This window comes from Mycobacterium asiaticum (assembly GCF_001673635.1).
GTDB lineage: Bacteria > Actinomycetota > Actinomycetes > Mycobacteriales > Mycobacteriaceae > Mycobacterium > Mycobacterium asiaticum_C.
Map to the genome: position 1 here is coordinate 1 of NZ_LZMH01000066.1, position 25,787 is coordinate 25,787.

18 protein-coding genes and 1 pseudogene are annotated in these 25,787 nt (G+C 67.5%); 10 read left to right on the plus strand and 9 right to left on the minus strand.

Going from position 1 to position 25,787, the window contains the following annotated elements; genetic code table 11:
• Positions 1–106: 106 nt before the first annotated feature.
• The gene (locus tag A5645_RS18125; RefSeq protein WP_065130562.1) at positions 107–763 is read left to right on the plus strand and encodes an enoyl-CoA hydratase-related protein; all 657 of its coding nucleotides are present in this window, start codon (positions 107–109) and stop codon (positions 761–763) included.
• On the opposite strand, the gene A5645_RS18130 is transcribed toward A5645_RS18125, so the two are convergent.
• Positions 760–1,647 carry a LysR family transcriptional regulator gene (locus A5645_RS18130; protein ID WP_065130563.1) on the minus strand — a complete coding sequence of 296 codons (888 nt, stop codon included), beginning with the start codon at positions 1,645–1,647 and terminating at the stop codon, positions 760–762. The genes A5645_RS18125 and A5645_RS18130 overlap by 4 nt on opposite strands.
• An 83-nt stretch (positions 1,648–1,730) precedes the next feature.
• On the opposite strand from A5645_RS18130, the gene A5645_RS18135 reads away from it, so the two are divergent.
• The 3 genes from A5645_RS18135 (at position 1,731) to A5645_RS18145 (ending at position 5,702) form a co-directional block, all read left to right on the plus strand.
• Positions 1,731–3,200: an aldehyde dehydrogenase family protein gene (locus A5645_RS18135; protein ID WP_216638326.1), complete on the plus strand. Its 1,470-nt coding sequence runs from the start codon at positions 1,731–1,733 to the stop codon at positions 3,198–3,200.
• Between the two features lie 3 nt (positions 3,201–3,203).
• Positions 3,204–4,154 (plus strand): amidohydrolase family protein, encoded by a 951-nt coding sequence (locus A5645_RS18140; protein WP_065036092.1) that lies wholly within the window; start codon positions 3,204–3,206, stop codon positions 4,152–4,154.
• An 81-nt stretch (positions 4,155–4,235) separates the two neighbouring features.
• On the plus strand, positions 4,236–5,702 hold the full coding sequence (locus A5645_RS18145) for an amino acid permease (protein ID WP_065130564.1): 1,467 nt from the start codon (positions 4,236–4,238) through the stop codon (positions 5,700–5,702).
• Between the two features lie 2 nt (positions 5,703–5,704).
• On the opposite strand, the gene A5645_RS18150 is transcribed toward A5645_RS18145, so the two are convergent.
• Positions 5,705–6,109: a DUF6166 domain-containing protein gene (locus tag A5645_RS18150; protein ID WP_065130565.1), complete on the minus strand. Its 405-nt coding sequence runs from the start codon at positions 6,107–6,109 to the stop codon at positions 5,705–5,707.
• A gap of 196 nt (positions 6,110–6,305) precedes the next feature.
• Between A5645_RS18150 and A5645_RS18155 the strand changes: the two genes are divergently transcribed.
• The 4 genes from A5645_RS18155 (at position 6,306) to A5645_RS18170 (ending at position 10,175) form a co-directional block, all read left to right on the plus strand.
• The gene (locus tag A5645_RS18155) at positions 6,306–6,863 is read left to right on the plus strand and encodes a hypothetical protein (protein WP_065036090.1); all 558 of its coding nucleotides are present in this window, start codon (positions 6,306–6,308) and stop codon (positions 6,861–6,863) included.
• 32 nt (positions 6,864–6,895) lie between these two features.
• Entirely contained in the window at positions 6,896–7,690 is a 795-nt protein-coding gene (locus tag A5645_RS27850; protein ID WP_155768066.1) for a hypothetical protein, read from the plus strand.
• Between the two features lie 75 nt (positions 7,691–7,765).
• Positions 7,766–8,248: an oligopeptide transporter substrate-binding protein gene (locus A5645_RS28210; RefSeq protein WP_172830560.1), complete on the plus strand. Its 483-nt coding sequence runs from the start codon at positions 7,766–7,768 to the stop codon at positions 8,246–8,248.
• 82 nt (positions 8,249–8,330) lie between these two features.
• Positions 8,331–10,175 (plus strand): Hsp70 family protein, encoded by a 1,845-nt coding sequence (locus A5645_RS18170; RefSeq protein ID WP_065130566.1) that lies wholly within the window; start codon positions 8,331–8,333, stop codon positions 10,173–10,175.
• A gap of 6 nt (positions 10,176–10,181) precedes the next feature.
• Here the strand turns inward: A5645_RS18170 and iniC are convergent, their stop codons facing one another.
• From iniC to A5645_RS29445, 3 genes and pseudogenes are all read right to left on the minus strand, one after another.
• A complete protein-coding gene (gene iniC / locus A5645_RS18175; RefSeq protein ID WP_065036088.1) occupies positions 10,182–11,675 on the minus strand; it encodes an isoniazid-induced dynamin-like GTPase IniC in 1,494 nt (497 codons plus the stop codon).
• Positions 11,672–13,513 (minus strand): dynamin family protein, encoded by a 1,842-nt coding sequence (locus A5645_RS18180; RefSeq protein WP_065130567.1) that lies wholly within the window; start codon positions 13,511–13,513, stop codon positions 11,672–11,674. The genes iniC and A5645_RS18180 overlap by 4 nt, the downstream gene beginning before the upstream one ends.
• Before the next feature lie 1,329 nt (positions 13,514–14,842).
• Positions 14,843–15,476, minus strand: a pseudogene (locus A5645_RS29445) (PE family protein); the annotation flags it as partial.
• A 1,481-nt stretch (positions 15,477–16,957) separates the two neighbouring features.
• On the opposite strand from A5645_RS29445, the gene A5645_RS18195 reads away from it, so the two are divergent.
• On the plus strand, positions 16,958–18,301 hold the full coding sequence (locus A5645_RS18195; protein WP_065037222.1) for a lipase family protein: 1,344 nt from the start codon (positions 16,958–16,960) through the stop codon (positions 18,299–18,301).
• Positions 18,302–18,328: 27 nt separating this feature from the next.
• On the opposite strand, the gene A5645_RS18200 is transcribed toward A5645_RS18195, so the two are convergent.
• Together A5645_RS18200 and A5645_RS18205 are read right to left on the minus strand one after the other, a co-directional pair.
• Positions 18,329–20,566, minus strand: a complete 2,238-nt coding sequence (locus A5645_RS18200) for a putative bifunctional diguanylate cyclase/phosphodiesterase (RefSeq protein WP_253867047.1) — start codon at positions 20,564–20,566, stop codon at positions 18,329–18,331.
• Positions 20,567–20,835: 269 nt separating this feature from the next.
• Positions 20,836–21,762 (minus strand): LysR family transcriptional regulator, encoded by a 927-nt coding sequence (locus tag A5645_RS18205; protein WP_065130570.1) that lies wholly within the window; start codon positions 21,760–21,762, stop codon positions 20,836–20,838.
• 166 nt (positions 21,763–21,928) lie between these two features.
• Here A5645_RS18205 and A5645_RS18210 point away from each other — a divergent pair, with 166 nt between their 5' ends.
• On the plus strand, positions 21,929–23,029 hold the full coding sequence (locus A5645_RS18210; RefSeq protein ID WP_065130571.1) for a ferritin-like domain-containing protein: 1,101 nt from the start codon (positions 21,929–21,931) through the stop codon (positions 23,027–23,029).
• A 21-nt stretch (positions 23,030–23,050) separates the two neighbouring features.
• On the opposite strand, the gene A5645_RS18215 is transcribed toward A5645_RS18210, so the two are convergent.
• Together A5645_RS18215 and mtnA are read right to left on the minus strand one after the other, a co-directional pair.
• Positions 23,051–24,637 carry a PE family protein gene (locus A5645_RS18215; RefSeq protein ID WP_065130572.1) on the minus strand — a complete coding sequence of 529 codons (1,587 nt, stop codon included), beginning with the start codon at positions 24,635–24,637 and terminating at the stop codon, positions 23,051–23,053.
• Between the two features lie 152 nt (positions 24,638–24,789).
• Positions 24,790–25,779 (minus strand): S-methyl-5-thioribose-1-phosphate isomerase, encoded by a 990-nt coding sequence (mtnA, locus tag A5645_RS18220; RefSeq protein WP_065037226.1) that lies wholly within the window; start codon positions 25,777–25,779, stop codon positions 24,790–24,792.
• Positions 25,780–25,787 lie beyond the last annotated feature (8 nt).

The following is a 25,787-nucleotide window of genomic DNA, read 5'->3' on the forward strand; positions in this document are numbered from 1 at the left end:
CCTATGCCCCCCCCTTTTGGTGTGCCCCCATCCGCCTCACCCCCCCCCCCCCGGGGGGGGGGGGGTGTTTTACCCGGGGGCCCCCCGCCACAGAAAGGAACCCGTCATGACCATTAGCCTCAGCTACGACGAGAAGATCGCCCTGCTGGACCTCGGCGACGACGAAAACCGTTTCTCGCCGGACTTCCTCGATGCGATCAACGCCCGCATCGATGAGATCGAGGCAAGCGACGCGCACGGCCTGGTCACCACCGCAACCGGCAAGTTCTACACCAACGGCCTCGATCTCGATTGGCTCGGCGCACACGGTGACCAGGTGCAGTCCTACGTTGGCCGGGTCCACAAGCTGCTCGCGCGGGTGCTCACGCTACCGATACCGACCGCCGCTGCGGTGGTCGGCCACGCCTTCGGGGCCGGCGCCATGCTCGCGCTGGCGCACGACTACCGCGTGATGCGCGCCGATCGCGGCTTCTTCTGTTTCCCGGAGGTCGACATCCATATCCCGTTCACCCCGGGAATGGCGGCCCTCATTCAGGCCAAAGTCACACCGCAGGCCGCGGTCGCCTCGATGACCACCGGCAGACGCTTCGGCGGGGTCGACGCCGCGGGCCTCGGGATCGTCGACGCCACCGCGGGCGAAGGAGCCGTGACGGCCGCGGCGGTGGAGCTACTTCGACCGCTGGGCAGCAAGGACCGTGGCACGCTGGGCGCCATCAAGAACACCATGTTCGGTCCGGCCGTGGCCGCGCTCACGGAGAGCTAGCCGCGCTCCGCGATCAGCGACAGCAAAGCGCGCGCCGCGGCGCTGGGCGAGCGGGTGGCCGAGGTGGTGACGTACAGCCGCCAGGACAGGCTCTGGTCGGCCACCGGCACGGTGACCAGGCCGTCGTCGTCGATGTCGTCGAGGATGGACCAGCTCAGGAAGCCGATGCCCAGCCCGTTGCGAATATAGGCCGCGGCGGTGCCGATGTCGGCGACCTCCAGGGTGACGGTGCGCTCGACGCCGGCCGCGGCGAACGCGGTGTCGACGACGATTCTGGTGCCGTAGCCCGGCGGTGCGTCGACGAAGGACAGTCCCGCCAATTCGGCGAGGATCACCGAATCGCCGGATGCCAGCGGGTGGTCTTTGGGCACCACCAATTGCAGCGGGACGTCGGCGACCAGCCGAGCGCGCAGGTCTGACGGCGGGGCGCCGGTGAAGACCAGGAAGGCGATGTCCAGGTCGCCGTCGCGCAGCTGCCGGGCCAGTCCCGTCGTGCCGGCACGCGCCGCCCGTAGGTGAACTCGTACCTCGGGATGCCGAACGTGCAGTTCGGCGAGCAGTGCCGGCAGGTCGATGACGTTGATCGAGGTCAGGGTCCCGACGGTGACGGTGCCGCGCACGGTTTCGCGGGTGGCGTTGACAGCATCCTTGGCGGCGCGCGCAGCGTCGATGGTGGCGCGGGCGTGCGGGCGGAGCTCCTCACCGGCAGGGGTCAGCCGCACCCCCGCCGGGCCGCGGGTGAACAGTTCGGCACCGAGTTCGCGCTCGAGCGCCCGTATCGTCGCCGAGACGCCGGACTGGACGACATGTAGCCGCTGCGCCGCACGGGTGAAGCTCAGGTGGTCGGCGACGGCGAGGAAGTACTCGAGCTGGCGAAGCTCCATCCAGCAATTATCACTGATCGTGCTAGTAGTCATCAGATAATTTCTCTGGTGGTGATTGCTGGCCCGGGCGTACTTTCGGCCGCGTGGACATCACCCGAACTCGGTGGTCGTCGCCCTGCGAGGACGACGAGTTCGTCGTCGACAACCCCGCCACCGGGCGACCCGTCGCCGTCGTCCGCGCGGCGGGTCCGGCGCAGGTGGACCAGGCGGTTCGGGCCGCGCACGCCGCCCAGCGGGACTGGCAGCAACGCCCCGCCCGCGAGCGCGGACGCTGCCTGCGCCGGGTCGCCGACGTCATTCGCGCGCACGCCTACGAGATCGCCGCCCTGGAGTCCCTGGAGATGGGCAAGCCGATCACCCAGGCCCGCCAGTTCGACGTCGAAGCGGCGACAACGATCTTCGAGTACTTCGCCAGCGTGGTGGAGGTACTGCCCAGTCACGCGCGCGACTACGGACCGGTGTTCGACGTGACCACGCTTGAGCCGTACGGCGTGATTGCGGGCATCGTGCCGTTCAACTGGCCGCCGATCCACACCGCCGGCAAGACCGCCCCGGCCCTCGCGGTGGGCAACAGCATCGTGCTTAAGCCACCGGAGCAGGCGCCCTCGGTGGTGCTGCGGATGGTGGACCTGATCAACTCCGTGCTGCCCGATGATCTGGTGCATGCAGTTCCCGGCGGCGGCGCGGTGGGATCCGCCCTGGCCGGACATCCGTTGGTCGGCAAGGTGTCCTTCACCGGATCCCCGACCACTGCGACGGCGGTACTGCGCACCGCCGCGGAGAACCTGACCCCGACACTGATGGAACTCGGCGGCAAGAACCCGTTGCTGGTGTTCGACGACGCCGACCTGGACAAGGCACTGCTGGCGGCTATCGACGGTGGCTTCTTCAACCAGGGTGAGGCCTGCACCGCTTCATCGCGAATCCTGGTGCAGGACAGCATCTTCGATGAGTTCATCACGAAGTTCACCGCGGCGGTGACCCGCCTCAAGGTTGGCGACGGCGCCGACCAAGCCACCGATGTCGGACCGCTGGTCACCCGCAGTCAACAACAGCGCGTGCTGAACTACCTCGATATCGGCGTCTCCGAGGGCGCACATATCGCTGCCCAGGCGCCGCTTCCCGACGATCCGCGGCTCGCCGACGGCTTCTACGTCGCACCAACGGTTTTCACCGACGTCGAGCCGGACATGCGGGTGGCCACCGAAGAGATCTTCGGCCCGGTCGTCACGGTCCTGCGGTTCGGCAACGAGGAGGAAGCGGTCCGGATCGCCAACCGTACTCAATTCGGTCTCGTGGCAGGGGTTTTCACCCAGGACACCGACCGGGCGCTGCGGGTGAGCCGGCAGATCCGGGCCGGTGCAGTGTTCGTCAACAACTACGTGCGGATCGCCGTCGGGACCGGTTTCGGCGGTGTGGGCCACAGCGGCTTCGGGCGCGAACACGCCCAGGAGACCCTGTCCGAGTACGGATACAGCAAGACCATCCGACTCGCCGGCAACAGCGACGACATCCCGCGCTGGGCGGGCGCCACCCGAGTACTGGAGAGCTGAGCAATGCGCACCATCGCCATCGAAGAGCATTACGCCACAACGCAATTCCTCAACGGTCCGGGTGGCTGGTTGAAAACGCGACCGGGCATCGTCGAGCCGATTTGCAATCTGGGTGAAGCACGCATCAAGGCGATGGACGAGGCGGGCATCGACCTGGCGGTGCTGTCCCTGGCCGCGCCCGGCGTGGAACAGCTGGACGGACCGGCGGCCGTGCGTCTGGCCCACGATTGCAACAACGAACTTGCCGCTGCGGTCGAGCGGTTTCCTGACCGGCTGGCCGGGTTCGCCACCCTGCCCATCAGCGAGCCCGAGGCGGCCGCCGACGAACTGGAACGGGCGGTGCGCAAGCATGGTTTCGCGGGTGGGGTGGTCAACGGCCACTGCCGCGGTATTTACCTCGATGACCCGCACTTCGCACCGGTCCTCGACCGTGCGGCCGAACTGCAGGCACCGCTCTATCTACATCCGACCATGCCCCCGCCGGCGGTGATCGAGTCCTGCTATGCCGGGTTCTCTGATCAGGTGTCGTTCGCGCTGGCCACGGTGGGCTGGGGCTGGCACATCAACACCGCCACGCACGTGCTGCGCATCATTTTGGCCGGGGTGTTCGACCGTCACCCCAACCTGCAGCTGATCATCGGGCACATGGGCGAGGGGATTCCGTTCATGGCACCGCGTTTCGACGCCACACTGAAACCCGATCTGACCGGGCTGAACCACCCCATCAGCACCTACCTGCGCCGGAATCTGCACTACACATTCGCCAATTTCAACGACGCCGCGACCTACGCCAACCTGGTCGCCAATGTCGGCGTCGAGCGAGTGGCCTTCTCGACCGACTATCCGTTCGGATCGATGAACGCGGGCCGGAACTTCCTCGACAGCCTGCCGCTGTCGCAGCGCGACCGGGCCCGTATCAGCCACCGCAACGCGGAGTTGCTGCTCGGCCTGTGAACTGCCGGTGAGGCATGCTGTGGGATAGCCTGGCAAGCAATTCCCGCGGCCATCCGCGCAAGCTTCGGCGAGAAGGATTCGATGACACCGCCCGCACGCGCGCTTGACCGCGAAGACGCCGGTTACCACAAAGCGCTGAAGAACCGGCAGCTGCAAATGATTGCCTTGGGCGGCGCCATCGGGACCGGCTTATTCCTCGGCGCCGGCGGCCGACTGGCCTCGGCGGGGCCGGGGCTGTTCGTGGTCTTCGGGGTCTGCGGTGCCTTCGTTTTCCTGATCCTGCGTGCCCTCGGGGAACTTGTCCTGTACCGCCCGTCGTCCGGCTCCTTTGTCTCCTACGCGCGCGAGTTCTTCGGCGAGAAAGTGGCTTACGCCGCCGGCTGGATGTATTTCCTGAACTGGGCGATGACCGGGATCGTGGACACCACCGCAATCGCGCAGTACTGCCGCTACTGGAATATCTTCCAGCCCATCCCGCAGTGGACCCTGGCACTCATCGCGCTCGTGGTGGTGCTGACGATGAACCTGATCTCGGTCAAGCTGTTCGGCGAACTGGAATTCTGGGCCGCCTTGATCAAGGTGCTGGCCTTGGTGACGTTCCTGATTGTCGGGACGATCTTCCTGGCCGGACGCTTCAAGATCCAGGGTCAGCAGACCGGCTGGTCGATCTGGTCCGACCACGGCGGATTCATACCGACCGGCGCGCTGTCACTGGTGCTCGTCACCGCCGGAGTGGTCTTCGCTTACGCCGCAGTGGAACTGGTCGGCATCGCCGCCGGGGAAACCGCGGAACCGGAGAAGATCATGCCCCGCGCGATCAACTCGGTGGTATTCCGGATCGCGGTCTTCTATATCGGCTCCACCTTCCTGCTGGCCCTGCTGCTGCCCTACACCGCATATCGCGACGGCGTCAGCCCGTTCGTGACGTTTTTCGACAAACTCGGGATCTCCTGGGGCGACGACGTAATGAACCTGGTGGTGCTGACGGCAGCCCTGTCGAGCCTGAACGCCGGGCTCTATTCCACCGGCCGGATCCTGCGGTCCATGGCGATCAACGGCAGCGGTCCGAAGTTCACCGCGCCCATGTCGAAGAACGGCGTGCCGTATGGCGGCATCCTGCTCACCGCGGGGATCGGCTTGTTCGGCATCGTGCTCAACGCGGTTACCCCCAGCCACGCCTTCGAGATCGTGCTGCACATCGCCGCGACGGGTGTGATCGTGGCCTGGGCGACGATCGTCGCGTGCCAGCTCCGGTTCTATCACCTGGCCAAGTCCGGCGAGCCGGAGCGGCCGGCGTTCCGGATGCCGCTGGCTCCCTATACCGGCTGGGTCACGCTGGCGTTCCTGGCCGGCGTGCTCGTCCTGATGATGTTCGACAAGGTCTACGGCCGCTGGATGATCGCCGCGATGGCGATCGGCATCCCGGCACTTATCGGTGGCTGGTTCCTGGTGCGAAACCGGGTGCGGGAAACCGCGGCCGCGCACGCCCGGCAACTCGACGAAGCCGGAGATGCCGAGGCGACACCCTCGGCGGAACCGGTGGAATGAACTCAGGAACACCCTTCGGCGCGCTGTAGCCAGTCAAGGACGTCGGAGCGGCGCAGCGTCCACCCGCAGTCCGGCAGCCGTGCGATGACTTCGAAGGTGAACCGCTGATACGTCGACGACGGCACGGTCCACCCCTCGTCGCACCAAGGGCATTTCTGGGGCTGCGGGGCGCCGCCGCACACCACGCACCGGGCGGCGTCGCCGAGGGTGTGGATGAGCAGCGACCGGGCCAGATCGGCCGGTCCTGAACCGGCGTATCCCCACATCAATCCCGCCGGGGAGTGCTTGACCCGGTGCGGAAGAAGTCCGACGAACTCGCCGCGGGCTTCCACGGTGACCAACCGACCACCACCGGTCTGCTCGGGCTCGCATCCCCGGTAGCAAATGTCGTCGTCGTACCGTCTCATCTCGCCGTCCTGTCTCCTATCCCCCTTCCATTACATTCCAATTCTGACCCGTCTATATAGACATGTCAACACAGGAATATTGACATGCACGTAACGCTTTTTCATCGGCGCCGTTGCAACAGCGCGTCACTGCGGTGACTTGCGCCGCAGCGCGCTTAATCTGACTCCCTGGATCGGAGAGTTCGGGGAGTAGCACGTGTGGTTATTGCCAAAGGTACGGTGGGGCTTGCTGGCCGCCGCCGTGCTGGTCGCGGGGTGCAGCAGCACCATTGACGGCAGGCCGATAGCCTCGCCCGGCGCAGGCCCGACCGAGCCCACCTTCCCGACGTCACGCCCGAGCGCCGCCCCACCCACTTCCTCGGCCCCCGCACCTGCACCGCCGCCGGCCCCGCCGACGAGTCCGACTCCGGGCGCCATACCGCTGAAGCCCGACGAGAACGGCTACGTCTTCATCGAAACCAAGTCGGGCCTGACGCGTTGTCAGATCAACAAGGAGAGCGTCGGCTGCGAGGCACCGTTCACCAACTCCCCGATCAAAGAGGGCGAACACGCCAATGGCGTGCACATCACCTCGGGCGGCAACGTGCAATGGGTGCTGGGCAACCTCGGCGCCATCCCCACCGTCACCATCGACTACAAGACCTATGACGCCCAGGGCTGGACCATCGTCGCCAGCAAGGACGGCACCCGTTTTCAGAACAATGGCACCGGCCACGGCATGTTCGTCAGCATCGACAAGGTGAACACGTTCTGAGCTGACCCGGCGCCGCCCTATAACATCGGGTTGTGGCACGGTATGGCCCACCGGGGGACGACTTCAACAACCAGCCCACTGAGTACGGCGGCTTCGGCGGCTACCCGCCGCAAGGCCCGCCGCCGGGTGGGCCTCCTCAGGGTCCGCGCCCGCCGGGTCCACCACCGGGTGGACCTCCGTATGGTCCGCCTCCGCAGGGGCCACCCCCGGGGCCCCAACAGCAACCCACCGTGGAAGGGCAACCGCCCGGTCCGCCGCCGCAGTATGGCCCGACCGTAGAACACGGCCCGCCGCCGCAGTATCAGCCCACCGTCGAACACGGCCCAGCGCCGCAATTCCAGCCCACGGTCGAACATGGCTCGCCGCTGAATCAGCCCACCGTCGAGGGGCCACCGCCCGATCAATACGCTCCGTACGACGAGGATCCCGATGCCGAGCCGCGGCCCTGGTACCGCAAGCCGGTGACGCTGATCGGCTGGGCAATTCTGGTCGTGATCCTGCTCGCGCTGATCGCCTACGGCGTCACGCAGCTAATCGGCGGGGACAAGAGCAACAGTCCCGCCCCGAGCACGACGTCGTCAACGTCGACTACCACCACGACCACCACGACGACAACAACCACCACGGAGACGACCACCACCACAACCGAGCCCAGCACCAGCGCGGAACCCCCCACTCAGGCTCCGCCGACCAACCCGCCGAGGAGTCAGCCGCCCGCGCCGCCGCCGTCGCAGCAACCGACGCACCGCGGCCCGCACCTGCCTCCGCTGCCGTCCACGATCACCATCCCCGGGGGGCCGACGATCACGGTGCCGCACCTGCCCTAGCCGCAGGTCACCGATCGGCAACGGACCCGCGTGGCGGGGGTTTGCGGGTCCGCGCAGCAACTAGCATCGGCGCCCGTGACCAGGTACGACCCGCCCGATTACGGCGCCAACGACCCGACCGATGGCAATCACGGCTATGGGCCGGGTGACGGCTACGAGCCGGAACCGGTCCCGGGGTGGCGACGGCCGCTGGCGCTGGTGGGCTGGGGAGTGCTCATCGCGGTTCTGATCGGGCTGATCATCTACGGCATCGTGCTGCTTTCCCAGGGCCGACCCAGTCCTGCTTCGGTCACCACGACGACGTCCACCACGACCACGTCGCCCACCACGACCACCACGACGACGACCACGACCACTACGGCGACGACCACGACCACCACGACCACCACGTCGCCGGAAACAACCACGACCAGGTCGCCGGAGACGTCCACCACCACAAGCACCGTGCCGACCACGACACCGGCGAACTCGCCTGCACCCGGGTTGCTGCCCAAGCTGCCGTCGCAGATAACGTTGCCGCAGATCCCCACCGTCATCAATCTGCCGCCGGGCCTCTGACCCGGCCCCGCCGTCCGCAGGACGGCTAGGGTGGGGAACGGCCGCCGACCGCCAGCAAAGGAATGGACTCAGAGGTGTGGATATGAGCGAGTCGCTCGGGTTGTCGATCGGGGTGGCCAACCTGGTCGCGGTCCGCTCGGGTAGCGCCCCGGTATCCCGCACGCCGGTCTTGACGTTGTTCGAGCACCGCCCATCCGAAGTCGGCCTGCCGGAAGAGAATCCGAATCTCACCGAAACTGGTCTAGTGCTGCGCGGCTTCGTGGAGCGCGTCGGCGATCCGGCTCCGCTGGTCGCCGCGGACGGGACGAAATACCTGGGCCAGGCACTGACCATCGAGGCGCTGGAAGCGATGGCGCGCACGGTCGGCTACGGGACCCCGATCACCATCGCGGTGCCCGCCTACTGGTCGGACAACCAGGTGGCCGCGCTGCGCCAGGAACTGTTCGCGCAGCCGGACCTGACCGCCAAGGGTGGTGGCACGCCGACGTTGATCTCGGATGCGGCGGCCGCGCTGGCTGCGCTGAACGCCCGCCCCGGATTTCCCCGCAGCGGGGTCGTCGCGTTGTGCGACTTCGGCGCCGGCGGGACCAGCATCACCCTGGCCAACGCCGGCTCCAATTTTCAGCCGGTCGGCGGCACGGTGCGCTACAGCGAGTTCTCCGGAGATGACATCGACCAGATGATCCTGAATCATCTGCTGGCCGTCTCCCCCAGTGCCGACAGCACGGACGTTTCCGGCACCGCCACATCGATGGGATCGGTGACGCGGATGCTCGCCGGATGCCGGACAGCCAAGGAACAATTGTCGTCCGCGACGGTGGCGACGGTCGCTGTTGGTGCGGGCAGCGGCGTACAGCTGACCCGCACCGCCTTGGAGCAACTGATCTCGGGCCCGCTGGACCGCTTCATCTCGGCGGTCGGAGATGTGTTGCAGCGCAATGGCATCGGCAACTTGGCTGCGGTGGCGACAGTGGGCGGTGGCGCCGGAATCCCGTTGATCACCACTCGGCTGTCGGAACGCTTGCAGGTGCCGGTGTTCACCACGCCGCAACCCCTGTTCGGCGCCGCGATCGGTGCCGTGACGCTGGGCGCCATCGCGCAGTCGGCCGCCGCTGCGCCCACGGGTATGAGTCCCGCGGCCGACGTGCCCACCGGCGCCGTCGGTGCGGCGGGTCTAGCCGGCGCCGCCGGTCTCGCCGGCGCCGCCGGTCTGGCCGGCGATGCGACTGCCGCGTCCCCCACCGCGGCATCCGCGACCGCCGCGGTGCCCACCGAGGCGTTCCCCGAGGATGCCCGTCAGACGACCGACCGTGCGCTGGCCTGGTCCGAAGACAGTGGCACCGGGATGGAGCCGGTTCCCTACACCGGGCCTGCCGACTACACCGGCCCGGTCGAACCGCCGCCGGGTGTCGGGTATCCCGATGCTGATCAGGACCGCTACCCCGCCGAACCGGACGTCCCGCCCTGGTACAGGCGCCCGGCCATTCTGTTGAGCCTGGCCGGTGCCGCCGCGGCCATCATCCTGGCCATCGTGCTGGCGTTCACACTCGGACCGAGCGACACCAAACCTGTCACCACGACATCGCAACCGCCGCCGATCACCACCACGGTGATCGGAACCGACAACAGCCCCACCGAAACGGTGATCACGCCTCCGCCCGTCACCGTGACCTCGACGCCGCCGTCCAGCACCACCACCAGCCCACCGTCGAGCACCACCTCGTCGACGTCGACCACTACCCCGTCGACCACCACCACGACGACGACGACTCAACAGACCACGACCACGCAGCCCACCACGACCCAGGCGACCACCACCAACCCGCCGACCACCACGCAGCAACCACCAACCACTACGCAGCAGCCGCCCACCACCAGCGCGGCGCCCGCGCCGTCAACCAGCGCGGCGCCCGCGCCCGGGACCTGATCCGGCTCAGCGACGGGCGGGGAATTCGGCCAGGATGCCCTCGGCGCTGCGCACCGCGGCCCGGCAGGCACGAGTGGTGAACGGGTCGTTGAGAGGATGCTCGGCCCGGCGCCGCCACCACCGCGCGGCCGCGAACGCCGCCCGCGGGGCCTCCTGCGGGTCAAGCCTGCACAATTCGGGATCCAGGCCCAGTCTGCTGACCGGGTCGGTGCCCGACCCGCCCAGGATACGGCGCAGCGACGACATCTCTTCTGCATCGAATCTCGTTGTGCGCGAGGCTAACTGGCTCAGCAATCTTAATTCCTCGAACGCGTGGGTGTCGGCGAGCAGCGGGTCGATATCGGCGATGACGTACGGCGTGGCCAGCACCGGGTGGGTTTCGACGAACTTGCGCAACGACACCAGCGCGGTGTGCGCCTTGAGCATGTCGGAACGCTGCGCGAATTGCTGGTCGATGACTTCGCGCAGCGCCACCAACCCGCTGCGCTCGAGCAGCTCGGCGGCCAGGCTCGTCGCATCGGCGACCCCGGCCGCCAGCACCGCTATCGAGATCCGGATGCCGAACATGCCGAACCGTTCCAGCAGCTGCGCGCGAATTGGCGCGTCCACCGGCAGCGGGCTGTCCGGTCGAACGAACCGGTCCACACTCAGCAGCGCCTTGTTCAGCTCGGCCGGATCGGACTCGGCAAGTTTCTTCAGCGCGACGAACTCACCCTGCCGCAGGGTGCGCGCCGTCATCGCGAGCAGCCCAGACACCGGAACCACCGCCTGACAGATGCCCGTCTGGTTCATCTCGCTGGTGAACCGCTTGGCGACGTCGCTGGCCGACAACATCGCGTCGATGCGCCCGGCACCGATCTCGTCGGCCCGCGACGCGACGCCGATGATGCCCAGCGCACCGGCCGAGCCACCGACGAGGCCGCCGATCTGTTTGAGCAGCGCGATGTCGGCCGCGTTGAGGGTGCGCAGCAAGAAAACCACCGCGTCCACCCGGGGCACTCCGTCGGCGGGAACCAGCAGTTGCAGGGTGCGCTCAGAGGCCTCGCGGGTCAGCGACGAGGTTCCCGGGGTGTCAATGATGGTGGTGTGCACCAACTCCTGCGCCGGCCACTCGACGTGCAGGTCCAGGACGTCGGCCGGGTTGACTCTGCTCAGGTCGAAGCTCAGGCCATCGCGGTGGGTGATTGGGACGTTGCTGCGGCGTCCGCCGCGGTGGTTTGCGGTGACCTTCGGGGTGGGGCCGTGCCGGAACCAGGTGACGATCCTGGTGGCCTCGGTTGCGTCCGTCGGCGCGATGTCGTCACCGACCAGGGCATTGACCAGGGTGGACTTTCCGGCCTTCAGGGTGCCGGCCAACGCGATGCGGATGGGCTCGTTGAGCCGCGCGCCAATGCGTTCCAGTTCGTAAAAGACGTCCGCGCGGTGGCGGTAGGCCGGTTCCCCCCGGTAGGCCTCGATGGTGCCGCCCAGGATGGCGCGGACCCGATCGCTTGTGCTCACCCTCGTCCTATGGTCGCCCGTACCCTCAGTTTGTCTAAGTTTTCGGTGACCTGGCGCAGGATGTCCAGTTGCCGCTCCAATTCGCGCACCCTGGTGTCGCGTTCGACGCCTTCCATGTGAGCGGCGGTGACTGTGGCTTGCAGTGTCTCGTTCAACGATTGACTCAACTCGTTGGCGATCTCGCGGTAGTGGTCGCGCAGGGTGCGGTGAATCGTTTTGAGCCGGTCGCGGGATTCCTTGCCCACTACGAACGAGACCTCGTCGACGAAGCGGCGCAAGTTGGCCTTCGCCTCCGCCCGGGCGCGCAGAACTCGGCCTTCCTTCTCCTCCTTGTAGGCCATCCGGCCGAGTAACAGCCCGGCGCCGACCGATACCGGGTTGAACAGACCCAGGCCGGCCACCGACGACAACATGCCGATCATCACCACGCCCCCGTAGGAACCGCGCAACCCGGAGATCATCTTCTGGCCCTTGCCCTGCGGCTTAGCGTCCAGTTCCGCCAAAGCCTTGAGCTGGTCGAAGTTGCCGGCCATCAGGCGCGAGGTCAATTCGGGCGACATCACCGAGTTCAGTCCGGCGTCGTTGAACGAGCGGGCGACGTCGAGGGCCAGCGCCTCGGCCCGTTGGTATGCCCAGACGAAGTTGTCGCCGACCGCGGTGGCCACCGCATCCTCGGCATCGGCACCGATCTCCGCCCAGTGCAGGGTCGGGTCGCACGAGTCGATCTGCCGCTCGATGTCGTCGGTCAGAGCACGGAACCGGGCGCGCAGGTCGTGGTCGACGTCGTTGCTCAGGTCGGTGAATCCGTCATTGAGGACCTGCTGCCACAGCGCGGTCGCCTGCAGTGCGTCCTGGGCTTCCTGCTTGCGGCGTTCCAGGTCCGCAGTGAGCCGGTCACGCACCTGCGGATCGTTGACGACGGACAGCTCGGAACTGGCGGACACGGTCAATTGCTCTGCCGCCGAACGGATTTCGGTCAACACCTCATCGCGTATCCGGTCGTTCTCGCGGGACAGCACCTTTTCGCTGAGGAACTTGACGATCGCCGGGAAGTTGGATTCGGCGTTGAGTTCCTTGTCGTTGAGGCTGACGGCGTGGCTGCGCAGCAGCGACGAGACCGGGATGATCGGCATCGGCACACGGGCGCGGTGCAGGTGGGCGGCGTTGGTGTTGACGATGTCGCGCCAGCGCGGATACAGATCGGTTTTGGTGGCCACCACCACGCCGACCGGGCACACCTGATGTGCTTTGCGCAGGAACCACATCTCGGGTTCGGTGAACTCCTGGCTGGCATCGCTGACCATCAGCAGGGCATCCGCGTCCGGCAGCAGTCCAAGGGTCGCCGACAGGTGCGGCTGTCCGTGGCCCCCGACGCCCGGGGTGTCGATGAACGCCAATCCACCCTGCAGCAGCGGGCTGGGCGCGCCGATCTCCACCCGCAGCACGCGGCGGCCGCCGGCTTGGGATGCTTGACGCAGGTCGGTGTTGATCGCATCGACGGGGAGGTCGACGGTGGTGGTCTCGCCGTTGGGCCCGGCGGCCAGGACGAGCCGGGCGGTCGGCTGCGCGCTGTAGCTCACGACCGTGATGACCACGGTGGCTTCATCGTCGCCCACCCGCGCCACGGGGAGGTTCAGTAGCGAGTTGAGCAGCTGGCTCTTGCCCTGCTTGAGCTGGCCGGCGATCACGACCCGGATCTGCGGGTCGGTGATCCGCGTGCGCGCACGTCGGAGTCGCTGCACCAGATCACCGCGCTCGTGGAGTTCAGCGATAGCGATCGTGTGGTCGATCAGCTCGACGATCACACTGACCCGGCGCGGGTCATCGGGTTGAGCCACCGTGCTGCCCCCCTTTCTCGATCGCGTGCCTGTCAGAACACGGTAGGTGCATAAACCGGCGGGGACCATGAAGGTCCCCGCCGGTGGTCGCCGATCGGGCTATCAGAACCCGTGGTGGTCGGCCGCGCCGTGCGTCCCGGGGACGTCGGTGTGCGCCGGCGGCGTGTGTGCCGCGGGCGGCTCGTGGCCGAACACCGAAGGGCCTTGCGGCTCGTGGTGAGTCGGTTGCTCTATCGGCTGATGCTGCTGCGGAGTAACCACCGGGCCGTGGTCGGCCGGAGCCGGGTGGGTCGGCGTCTCCACCTGCGGGGCCGGGCTGTGCGGGACGTTGATCACCGGCGGGTTCGTGCCGCCGTGACCGGCGTCGCCTTGGCCCGTTGTGGTACCCGGCGTCTGGATGACCGGACCGTGGCCACCGCCAGTCGGCGGTGTCGTACCCCCGCCAGTCCCGGCACCGGTGCCACCGGTCTGGATGACGGGGCCCTGACCGGACGGGAACGTCGGCGAGTGGTCACCCGGAGTGACGCCGCCGGTTCCCGCGCCGCCACCCGCACTGCCGGGCGTACCAGCAGTGCCGGGCGTGCCAGCACCGGCCGGGACGCTTCCACCACCGAGCGTTGTACCTTCCTGACCCAGGATGTCGCCATGTCCGCCGGCGCTACCGGTGGCCGGCGCGTGGGTGCCCGGGCCGGTCGTGACGCCACCGGGGCCGTTCGCCGCTCCGCCCGGTGCGGTCGCCACGCCGCCGGGTCCGGTTGCTACGCCGCCTGGTCCAGTCGCCACGCCGCCGGGAACCGTGCCGGGGCTACCCGCGGTCACAACGACGGGGGCACCTGGTTCGGCGGCTCCGGGAGAGGACAGGGGCTGGGGCGCCGGGTGGGTTCCTGCACCGCCGAGGCCGAGCCCTGCGCCGGCCGCGCCGCTGGACTGCCCGCCGACGCCGACACCCCCAATGGGGCCGCCGACCTGCGGCGTCGCGGCGCCATGCAGCGCGGCGCCTTCGCTGGCAATCAGCCCGGCCTGCGGGGCCGCACCGGCACCCGCGTTGATTGCCGGATTGGCGCCGACGTTGCCCAGCGCGCCGAGGTTGCCGGTACCGGCAATTCCGCCGCCCGCAGCCGCAGCGGCCTGACCACCGACAGCCGCTTGGGTAGCGAGGCCCGCTTGGCCCGCAAGGCCTGCCTGGCCTGCGATGCCTGCCTGACCGGCGAGGCCCGCCTGACCTGCGATGCCCGCTTGGCCCGCCAGCCCGGCCTGACCGCCAGCCGCAATGCCGGCCTGGCCACCGGCCGCAATGCCGGCCTGGCCACCGGCCGCAATGCCGGCTTGGGCACCGACCGCTCCGCCGACCTGCCCAGCGGCGCCTATTGCGCCACCGGCCTGCCCCCCGACCCCACAGCCAACCTCCAGCACCGCCGGTGCCGCCGGCACCGCCCACACCACCAAGGACCGCGCCGCCGGCACCGCCAAGCCCGCCGGTCCCGATCAGCCCGGCCGCCCCGCCGGCGCCACCAGCCTGACCCGGGGCGCCCGCCGCACCGGCACCGCCGTTGCCCCACAACAAACCACCGGCACCACCGGCACCACCGGGCGTGGTCGCATCCGCGCCATTGCCAATCAATGGCCGCCCCAACCACGCCTCGAACGGTGCATTGATCGCCCCCCACACCACCTGCTGGGCATTGGCGGTTTCAGCAGCCCCGTAGGCTGCCGCACTGCCGGCCAGCATTGCCACGAACTGCTCATGAAACAGCTCAGCCTGCACGCCCAACGATTGATACTCGAGGGCGTGGGTGCTGAACAACGCCGCGATCCCTGCCGACACCTCATCGGCAGCCGCCGCCACAATCTGCGTCGTCGAGGCAACCGCGGCCGCATTAGCCACCCCCACCGCCGACCCGATCCCCGCCAACTCGGAGGACGCCGCGGTCGCCCATTGCGGTACCACATTGACAAACGACACAGACGACCTCCAGAAACCAGCGGGAATAGCCCCGACGCCACCCTCCGGACACGCCATCCCGTCATCACCAACGACCGGAAAAGACGGGACCTTCTAAACGCCGGTGCAGACCCGCACCCGATACCCGCCCGGTAATTTACGTTTATGCAAGAGGTTGGTACCAGCACTTTCATAGGTTTCATGCACAATGCCCAAGAATCACTGCCGAGCCCTGCGCATTTTGTGCAAAATGCACACTGCTTTCGCCCGCGACCCGGTTTACGCACGTGGTATGCCACACTGCGCGTCGGTGACGCATGCAGAAATATCTTTCGTGCGCAAGGTTGGGTAATAACTCTAAGCGAATTCATATTCGCCTAAAATAATCACGGTTCATCGTCATACATCAGCTCGATGACTCCTGACCCCGAGAGGCGCGCGCCTCAGCGTCTTCCCGCCGCGGCGATCGCTTGCCTTCCAACCGTCACGCCCTTTTCGGCTGGTCAAAAATTTGCTACTGCGTCACTGGCCCGAGCGGTCGTGCGGTATACACAGGACGACTTGATCTTGTGACCTAGTGTCGCCGTCCGGTTATCCACATACCGGTTTCCTGCAAACAGGCCAAGTCCCTAGGACAATCCAGTTACGACACAACCCGCTGATTGTGGTGGACAACTAATGCCAACGACCAATGAGGGGAAGGGCTATACCGCGGCTTGTCCACACGGTTGCGAGCGGTTCCGGCGATGATCTCGAGTTAAGGATGAGCTGTTCGCCGCAACCAAGGTCGACTTCGTCCCTTAACGCGCAATGCGCCGGCTCCTCAGTTGGCTGAAATCAGCGCCTCGGAGAGAATTCGATATTACTCGGAACGCCAATTCGCCGTCTAATGAGCGCGGTGAGGAATTGCGATCGTGGCAGCAGTCCGTCTGCAGCCATAGCGGGAGCCCGAAGAACGGCTCGATGGGTCCGCTGGGTTCTGGTACGACGGCAACGGCGTTATACGTGCGGGGCGCGGTCCAGTCGCGAGTGTGTCCGCACCGTAGACAGCTAAGTCGTCGGCGGGCCTGATCCCGCCATCGACACCGATCCCATCCAACAGCCGGCAACGAGATGATCTGGGCACAACCGTGACATGCCGGGCACCGAATCAGGATCTGCTCACCGAAGCAGCACAGCCGTTTCAAGGAGTCGGGAAACCGGTGGGTGTTTTCTTCGGTTTTTCCCGCCACTCCACCAGTATCACGGCGTCGAGGCGGTGGATACGACACCTGTTGCGTTGTCCGCGGGGGTTCCAGTCTCGGCGACTGCCATTTCCGCGCCGGGATGTCCCGCCTCCGGCAGTGCCTCAATGACCAGGCCCCGCAAACTGCCACGACGTTGAATCCGCCGGGCAGGGACATGAACCAACTCACGATTGACAACCCAGTACCGCGGGTAATGGATGCGGCAGGCGGCGTGGACGCGCGCCGTCAGCGATTGCAACGAGGGGACGCCACACGATGGACAGCTATTCCGCCACGTCAGTAAGAGAAGCGAGCCCGCCGCACGACGAGTTGCGGCGCGGCGAACGTCCGATCTCACCCGACGACGATCCCTTCTACCAAGCGCCACCGGGCTATGAGGACGCGGAACCTGGGACGGTGTTGCGATCGCGCGACGTCGAGATTGGATTCCTCGGTCTCGTCAGCCAACGAGTCAAAGCCACACAGCTGCTGTACCGCACCACGAATCTGCACGAGGAACCGGAAGTCGCGGTGACGACCGTGATCGTCCCGGCGCAGCGCGAGGCGGACGCCGCCTGTCCGGTGCTGTCATACCAATGCGCGATCGACGCCGTGGCGTCGCGCTGTTTCCCGTCCTTTGCCATGCGGTGCGGTGCCCGACCGATCGGTGCGTTCGTCCAAGCCGAGTATCTATTGGTGACTGCCGCGCTGGCGGAAGGCTGGGCGGTCTGTGTACCGGACCACGAAGGCTGCCACGGCATGTGGGGCGCCCCCGTCGAGCCTGGTTACCGGATTCTGGACGGGCTGCGGGCCGCGACACGGTGCGAGCGCCTGAACTTGTCGCCCGCCGCACCCGTGGGCCTGTGGGGATATTCGGGAGGAGGCCTGGCGTCGGCCTGGGCCGCCGAACTGTGCGAGCGATACGCACCGGAGCTCAATATCGTGGGCGCCGTTCTGGGGTCGCCCGTCGGCGACTGCGGGAGTGTGGCCCGCCGCCTCAACCGCAGCTTCTTCGCCGGTCTCGCCGCGTTGATGATCTCGGCGCTGACGCAGGTCTTCCCCGGCGCGCAGCGCGTCGTCGACGAGCACGCGACCGATGAGGGCAAGGCGTTGCTCGACAAGTTGCAGACAATGACGACGGCCCAAGCAGTGTGGCAGTTCCGCAACGTCGACATAGGGTCCTATGTCGACATGACAGCCGACGAGCTGTGGGACCTACCCGAAGTGCGGCACATCTTCGACGAGACGAAGCTCGGCAAGTCCAAGCCGAAGCCTCCTGTGCTGGTCATACAGGCGGTGCACGACGGAATCATCAGCGTCGACGATGTCGACGCACTGGTAGATCAGTACGAACGTATTGGCGCAGCCGTCACTTATCACCGCGACCGGTTCTGTGGTCATCTGTTGTTGCATCCACTGTCGGCGCCCATGACGCTGAGGTGGCTGCGCGATCGATTCACCGCCAGACCGGTCGACGAACACAAAACTCGAACAGTCTGGCCGACGCTGTTCAACCCATCGACGTACCTGGGAATGGCCAAGTTGGGCGTCATCACGGCAAAGGTCGTCTTGGGACGCTCCGTCGAACGCCAACCGCTGTCGACGACGGATGCCGGGTGATCAGCCGGCTCGGGTGAATACCACCTCTCACACCGCCGGCCGCTGCGACTCCTTCGCCCGGGCGATCTCATGGATTGCCGCGGGTCGTCCGAACAGATGTCCCTGAGCAAGGTGGCATCCGGCGGCCCGGATGATGTCCAACTGCGACATCGACTCAATACCCTCGGCGATCACGGAAAAGCCCAGCTCGTCGCAGAGCCCGATGACCGACCGGTAGAGGGCCAGGTCGTGGACCGGGTCGGCACCGACCGCCAGGCTGCGGTCCAGCTTGACGATGTGCACCGGCAATGCGTGCAGATAGGTCAACGAGTTGTAACCGGCGCCGAAGTCGTCGAGGGCGACCCTGACGCCGATCGCGTGGAGTCGGGCGATCTGGGCTGCCGCGTCGGCGAGGTCAACGATGGGAACGGTCTCGGTAATTTCCACGACAAGCCGGGCCGGCGCGATCCGATGCCGTTCCAGCGTCCTCTTGACCTGCTCGACGAAGCCGGTATTACCCACTCGCGCCGCGCCGATGTTGACGTGGATGTCCACGTCCAACCCGGCGACCTGAACTTCACAACACGCCAGGTCCAGAACCATCGCATCCAATGCTGCCCCCAGGCCGGCGGCTTCCGCGGCCATCACGAACGTCTCCGGAGCGATCTGCATGCCGTTGGGCGCGGTCCACCTGGCCAGGGCCTCTACGGCCTGCAATGTTCCCTCCGGAACCCGCACGATGGCCTGGTAGGCCAGACTGAATCCGGCGGGTACGCCACCGTCGGCCTTGCGTAGCGCCGTCGGGAAATCGGCGCGGATACCTGTCAACGGCTGATAGATCACCGCGGTGTCCTTGCCAAGCCGTTTGCCCGCGTACATCGAGATGTCCGCCTGCCGCAGCAGATCGTCGGATGTCTGCGGCCCGTCCTCAACGTCCGGGCGCACGACGCCGAGGCTCGCCCGAACCCGCACCGAGGAGCCTTGCAGCGGAAAGGGATCCCGAAGCGCCACTCGCAGCCGGTCACTCACTGTCTCCAGCTCTTCGACGTCTTCGTGGACCAAGATCGCGAACTCGTCGCCACCGATCCGGGCCAGGGTGTCGTTGTCCCCGACACATCGCTTGAGTCGCTCACCGACCGCGCAGAGCAGCTCGTCCCCGGCGGCATGCCCGAACCGGTCGTTGATCTCCTTGAAGTCATCGAGGTCGATGAAGATCAACACGAAGCCGCCGACCCGCATCGCCTCGTCGAGCCGACGGCCGAACAGGAGCCGATTGGGCAGCCCGGTCAACGCGTCGTGATGCACCTGATGGGCCAGCCCCAGTTGCGCCAGATACAAGCGCTGACTGAGCAGCCACTGCGCGCGCGTCGCGATCACCTGGCGGATGGTCACCAGCAGCACCATGAGCACCGTTACACAGACCGCGAACGCGTCCAACCAGTGGCCGACGAGCACGTGGTACGCAAAAAGCACCGCGACCCCGAGAAATCCGACGTACGGCAGAAGCAACCGCGCCCAGTCAGTGCCGCGGCGGGGGTCGTCGGCGTCCGCCAGCCTGGTCGGATATTCCAGCATCGCAAACGCGACCATGACCGGGCCCAGGATCAATCCGATGGCGCCCCACAGATCGCCGCCCTCGGCGCCGACCGAGCGTAGGTAGGCGACAACTCTGTCCGAGGTCGCCATGAGCACAAGTCCACCGGCCAGCAGCAGGTAGTTCACCCGATATGGCCGGTCCTGGTCATAGACCATGGCGATCAGAACCACGGCGGCCACGAGCATGACTTCGGCCGACGCAAACACCATCTCGATGGCGGGGATGCCCGACCGCGGCAGCGAAAGTGACGATCCGGCACCGAACCCGCCCATGGTTGCCAGCACCAGAAACGACAGGCCCGCCACCACCCCGTCGATGACACTGGGGACCGGCGGGCGCCACAACAACCCGTTGCGTCCGAACACATTGCCGCCGGAGTGCACCAGCAAAATCACCCCCGCGAGGGCGAGCACCGGCAACGAAAGATGCGCGGCAACTCCGGGGGCAGTAGCGACATGATCGGCCCCGTTGTCACCCAGCCACCACAGCGTCTGACCGAACAGCCACAACCCCACCCCCAACGTATAAATCAGCCGCCACCATCGCGACATGCCGCTCACCCGCCGCGCGACGACGAGGCCGCAGCAGACCGCCGCGAGCCCGGTGCCCAGCTGGAGGAGCGTCTCGCCGCGATGCGCTGCGCGTTCTCCCCACAACGCGAGCGAGTTGATGACTACCAACAGCGTCACGGCGACGAAGATGCATAGGCGCGCTCGAGATCGTTCGGCCGACACCAACGCCTCCCCTCGTGACTGGTCGGTTGCTCGTTTCGAAATGCCCCCGGGATGACGGTAGCCAAGTTGCCACGCGAATGGCATAAAAGGCCCGCGCCGACACCCACAAAACGGTTTGCCGCAAGCTCCACCCGCGCGTCCCGGGTTGCCAAGTGCCGATCCACTTGAACAACGGCCGCTGGCACTGCGGCGGATCGCCGGACCTTGCCGATCCGGCACGTGATTCAGCGAGTGGTCGCGATGTGGTCGAGTAACTCCCTGGCCGCCCCGGCCGGTGGCGTGCGGGCGCCCAGCCAGATCGCCCGTATGTCTCGTCGCAAGTCCAGACCTGCGACTGGAACGGCGCGCAGGCGGCCGTGCAGAAGGTCATCGCCGACGGCGGCCCGGCTCATCACCGCCGGCCCCGCACCGGCCAGGACAGCCGCGCGCACCGCTGCGGCAGAGGCGAATTCGAGTGGATGCGCGGCAGGCACCGGCTCATCCCCGGCCAGGGGATCCTCGATACCCAACAGCAGCTGCCAACCCGATTTGCGCGATACCAACGGGGTTTGGCGAAGCTCAGCCACCGTAACCGCGGCCGAACGCCGCACCCACTTGTGGTCGGGCGGCACGACAACGACAAGTTCGTCGTGCCCGATGACGCGGCTGCGCAGCCCGTGGAATACGCCGCGAATCTCGATGAAGCCAAGCTCCGCATGCCCGTCGCGCACGGCGGCGATCGCTCCCCGACTGTCGGTGGTACTGAAACTCACGGCGGGTGCCGAGACGCCGTGCCGAAGCGCCGCCGCCTGCATCGATACCAGCCACCGTGGCAGCAGGTGCTCGGCCACCGTTTGGCTGGCCGCCAGCTTGAGCTCACTACGACGCTCGGCGCGCAGGGACGCCAGCCCGGCATCGACGCGGAGTGCGACATCGAGCACTTGGTCTGCCCATTCGACGACCACCTCGCCCGCCGGGGTGAGCTGGGCGCCGCGCGTGGTACGTGTCACCAGGCGCAAGCCGATCTGCGATTCGATTGACGTCAGCCGCGCCGAAACGGCCTGCTGACTGATCCCTACTTCACGGCTGGCCGCGTTCAAGCTGCCCGCCTTGGCAATCGCAGACAACACCTCAAGCGCGGATAGTTCCGGCATTCGGGCGCTCAGGGCCACGCCTGATCGTAGCCTTCGAAACGCGCTGGTCGAGACGAAATGGCACGCACGACGTGCAGGTAGGAATCTGTCGGAAAGACCCGGGCTTGACGCCACCGCCGCGGGCGGCGCAGTGTGATACTCGTCATATGACCGCTAGTCACAGCAGGTAGAGAGGCGGCTCCTGATGACCACGAAAGACAAGTACACGGACGTGCCGGAACCGTATTCGTGGGACGTGCCCAGTGCCGGCGACACCAGGTTCACCTGGGAGTACGACGACGGCCGCGCCCGCCTGCTGTCCCTGTACCAAAAGGGAAAGGACAAGCAGTGGGATGCCCAGTCCCGTATTAACTGGAGCCAGGACGTCGACCCGCTGAACCCTGTCGGGCTACCTGACGAGTTCCATCCGCTGTTCGGCAGCCCCGTGTGGGAGGCCGCGGACGAGGCACGCCGCGCCGAGATGCGACAGCATTCGCAAGCCTGGCAGTTCTCGCAGTTCCTGCACGGCGAGCAGGGCGCGATGGTGTGCGCGGCCAAAATCGTCGAGGTCGTGCCGGATCTGGATGCGAAGTTCTACGCGGCCACTCAGACCATGGACGAGGCGCGGCACGTCGAAGCGTTCTCGCGTTTTCTGCAGGAGAAGATCGGGATGGTCTACCCGATCAACAAACACCTGACCGCGCTGCTGGACGACACCCTGCGCGACTCCCGTTGGGACATGCCCTATCTCGGCATGCAGGTCCTCATCGAGGGGCTCGCGCTCGCCGCCTTCGGGGTGCTGCGTGACATGGCGGCGCCGGACTCGTTGGCCAAGCAGGTGCTGGCCTACGTGATGCAGGACGAGGCGCGGCACGTCGCCTTCGGCCGCATTTCGCTGAAGGACTACTACTCGGCCCTCACCGAAGCCGAGCGGGACGAGCGGGAAGAGTTCGTCGTGGACGCCTGCTATCTGATGCGCGACCGGTTCCGCGGCGAGGAGGTTTTCGAAACCCTCGGATTGAACGTGAAAGAGTGCGCCGCCTGGGTCGACACGTCCCCGTTGATGATCCAGTTCCGTTCGCACCTGTTCAGCCGCATCGTGCCGATCGTCAAGGACATCGGACTGTGGGGCGACAAAGTGCAGAAGGCCTTCTCCGACATGGGTGTGCTCGACTTGGCCGGCTCCAACATTGAGGCGCTGATGAAGGCCGACGAGGACCAAGCCGAGGCGCTGGACAAGGCTCACGCTGAGATGGCCGACCGGGCACTCGAGGTGGACCGGGTCATTGCCGCGGGCGCGAGCTAGCGCCTAGGTAGCACCTGCGCGTCAGAGCCCGGGCAATCCGTCCGAGCCGACCAGCTGCCCGCCGGCGCCGCCGGTGCCGGCTTTCCCGGCCTTGCCCGGGGTTACGGCGAACCCGCCGTTGCCGCCGTTGCCACCGTTGCCGAACAGCACGGCGTTGCCGCCCCGACCGCCGTCGCCGCCGGCACCAGACGCGTTGACGGTGGCGTTGATCCCGCCGTCGCCGCCTTGACCGCCGTGACCAATCAGCCCGGCCGTGCCGCCGGCCCCGCCATCCCCGCCGATGATGGCGCTGATACCTCCCGCACCACCGGCCCCACCATCGCCGACGAGCAGGCCGGCACTGCCGCCGGCCCCGCCGTCGCCGCCAATCGCGGCATTGGACGCGGCGCCGCCGCCACCACCGCTGCCGCCGGAGCCGAAGAGCATGCCTGCTCGGCCGCCGGCCCCACCCTTACCACCGATGGCTCCGGAGGTGCCGCCCGCGCCACCATTGCCGCCGGTGCCGGCGAAGATGCCGGCCGCACCCCCGGCGCCACCATTGCCGGCAATATTGCCGCCGCCTCCAGCGTCGCCGCCGTCCCCGCCGTCACCGAAGAACATGCCGGCCGCGCCACCGGCTCCGCCGTCGCCGTTGATGGCACCACCGCCGCCGCCGGTGCCACCGGCCCCGCCATCACCGCCGAGCATGCCGCCGTTGCCACCGGCTCCGGCGTCCCCGCTGATTCCGCCCGCGCTGGCGGCTGCACCACCGAAGCCGCCAGTACCTCCGTTGCCGATAAGTCCGCCGCTGCCGCCAGCCCCGCCAGGTCCCGCTATCCCGTCGTTGGAGAACCCGCCGTTACCACCGGCGCCGCCCTCGCCGAACAGCCCTGCCGTCCCGCCGGCACCGCCGGCACCGCCTTTGCCACTAACGCCGTTGCCGCTGCCACCGGCACCGCCGGTGCCACCGGCGCTGAACAGTCCGCCTGCCCCGCCGGCGCCGCCGTTCCCTCCGCTGCCGGCGGCATTGAAGCCGCCCGGGCCGCCATTGCCGCCGCCGCCGAACAACAGACCGCCGGCGCCGCCCGCCCCGCCGTTCGTGGTGCCCGGCCCGCCGGCTCCCCCGGCGCCGCCGGCGCCGATCAGCCCGGCAGCCCCGCCGGCACCGCCGCTCTGGCCGGTTCCACCGGACCCGCCGTTGCCGCCACTACCGATCAAGAATCCACCGGCTCCACCAGCCGCTCCGGTGCCCGGGGCACCGTTGATGCCGTTGCCGATCAGCGGGCGCCCAGCCAGCGTCAAGAAAGGAGTGTTGATCGCGTCGAGCACGGGCTGCAGAGGCGTGGCAGCGGTGGCTTCAGCGGTGGCATACGAGGCCGCGCTGTTGGTCAATGCCTGCAGGAATCTGTCCTGGAGCGCTGCCACCTGCGCACTGAGCGCCTGGTAATCCCGGGCGTGCCCGGAAAATGCCGCCGCGATGACCGCCGACACTTCGTCGGCGGCCGCCACCAGAACACTCGTCGTGTGAGCCCCCGCGGCCGCGTTGGCCGCGCTGAGCGCCGATTCGATACCGGCTAGATTCGCTGCTGCCGCTGCCAGCGCCTCCGGCGCCGTGATCACAAACGACATGTGACACCTCCCAGCGCGCCATGACTTTCGTCATGCCCCCCCCGGGGAATCGGCGGTACACCGCACGATGAATTCATTGTTGCGCTCCAGGGCATGGCGCCGTCTGGCTTTGCCGAGATTTATCGCCCTTTTTTCGACTGGAACCCCTGGCCTCAGCCCTGGTTGCCGCTCGGCAGGTAGCGGCCGTGCTCGGTGACTACAGCGGTGATCAGCTCGGCCGGTGTCACGTCGAAGGCCGGGTTGAACACCTCGGCGTCCGGCGGAGTGACCGTGGCGCCCACGAATGTCCGCAGTTCCTCGGGTGCGCGTTCCTCGATGGCGATCTCGGCGCCGCTGGCAAGCGATGTGTCGACCGTCGAGGAAGGCGCGACCACGACGAGCGGCACCCCGTGGTGGTGCGCCGCGATGGCGAGGCCATAGGTGCCGATCTTGTTGGCGACGTCGCCGTTGGCCGCGATCCGATCGGCACCGACGAGCACACAGTCGACGAGGCCGCGGGCCATGGCGGCGGCCGCCGCGCTGTCCGGCTGCACCCGGTAGGGCACGCCCGCCTGGGCCAGTTCCCATGCCGTGAGCCGGGCGCCTTGCAGCAGTGGCCGTGTCTCGTCCACCAGCACCGATTCGACCAAGCCCCGCCCGTGCAGGTGCCAGACGACGCCGAGCGCGCTGCCCCAGGCCACAGTGGCGAGGTGGCCGGCGTTGCAGTGGCTCAGCAGCCGCAGCGGGCGGCGATCGCACAACCCGACGACGATCTCCGCGGCGTGGGCGGACGCCGCGCGGTTCAGGCGTTCGTCCTCGTCGAGGATCTCCAGCGCTTCGGCGAGCACGGCGTCGGCGCCCTCGTTGAGCTTCTCGAGTGCGCGGGCCACGCCCCAGCTCAGGTTGACTGCGGTGGGCCGGGCCTGCGCGACGCGGTCGGCTCGTTGTTTCACGGCCCACAAGTCGCCGCCTTCGCGGGCCGCGAGCACCACGCCGAGCGCGCCCGCCGCGCCGAGCGCCGGGGCACCTCGTACCGCCAGCCGGCGGATCGCGTCGATCAACTCATCGACAGTGCGCAGACTGACGATGCGGTACTGGGTGGGTAGCGCGGTCTGGTCGATGATCGTGACCGCATCGCCGTCCCAGTCGATGGTCCTGCGCACGGCCCGAC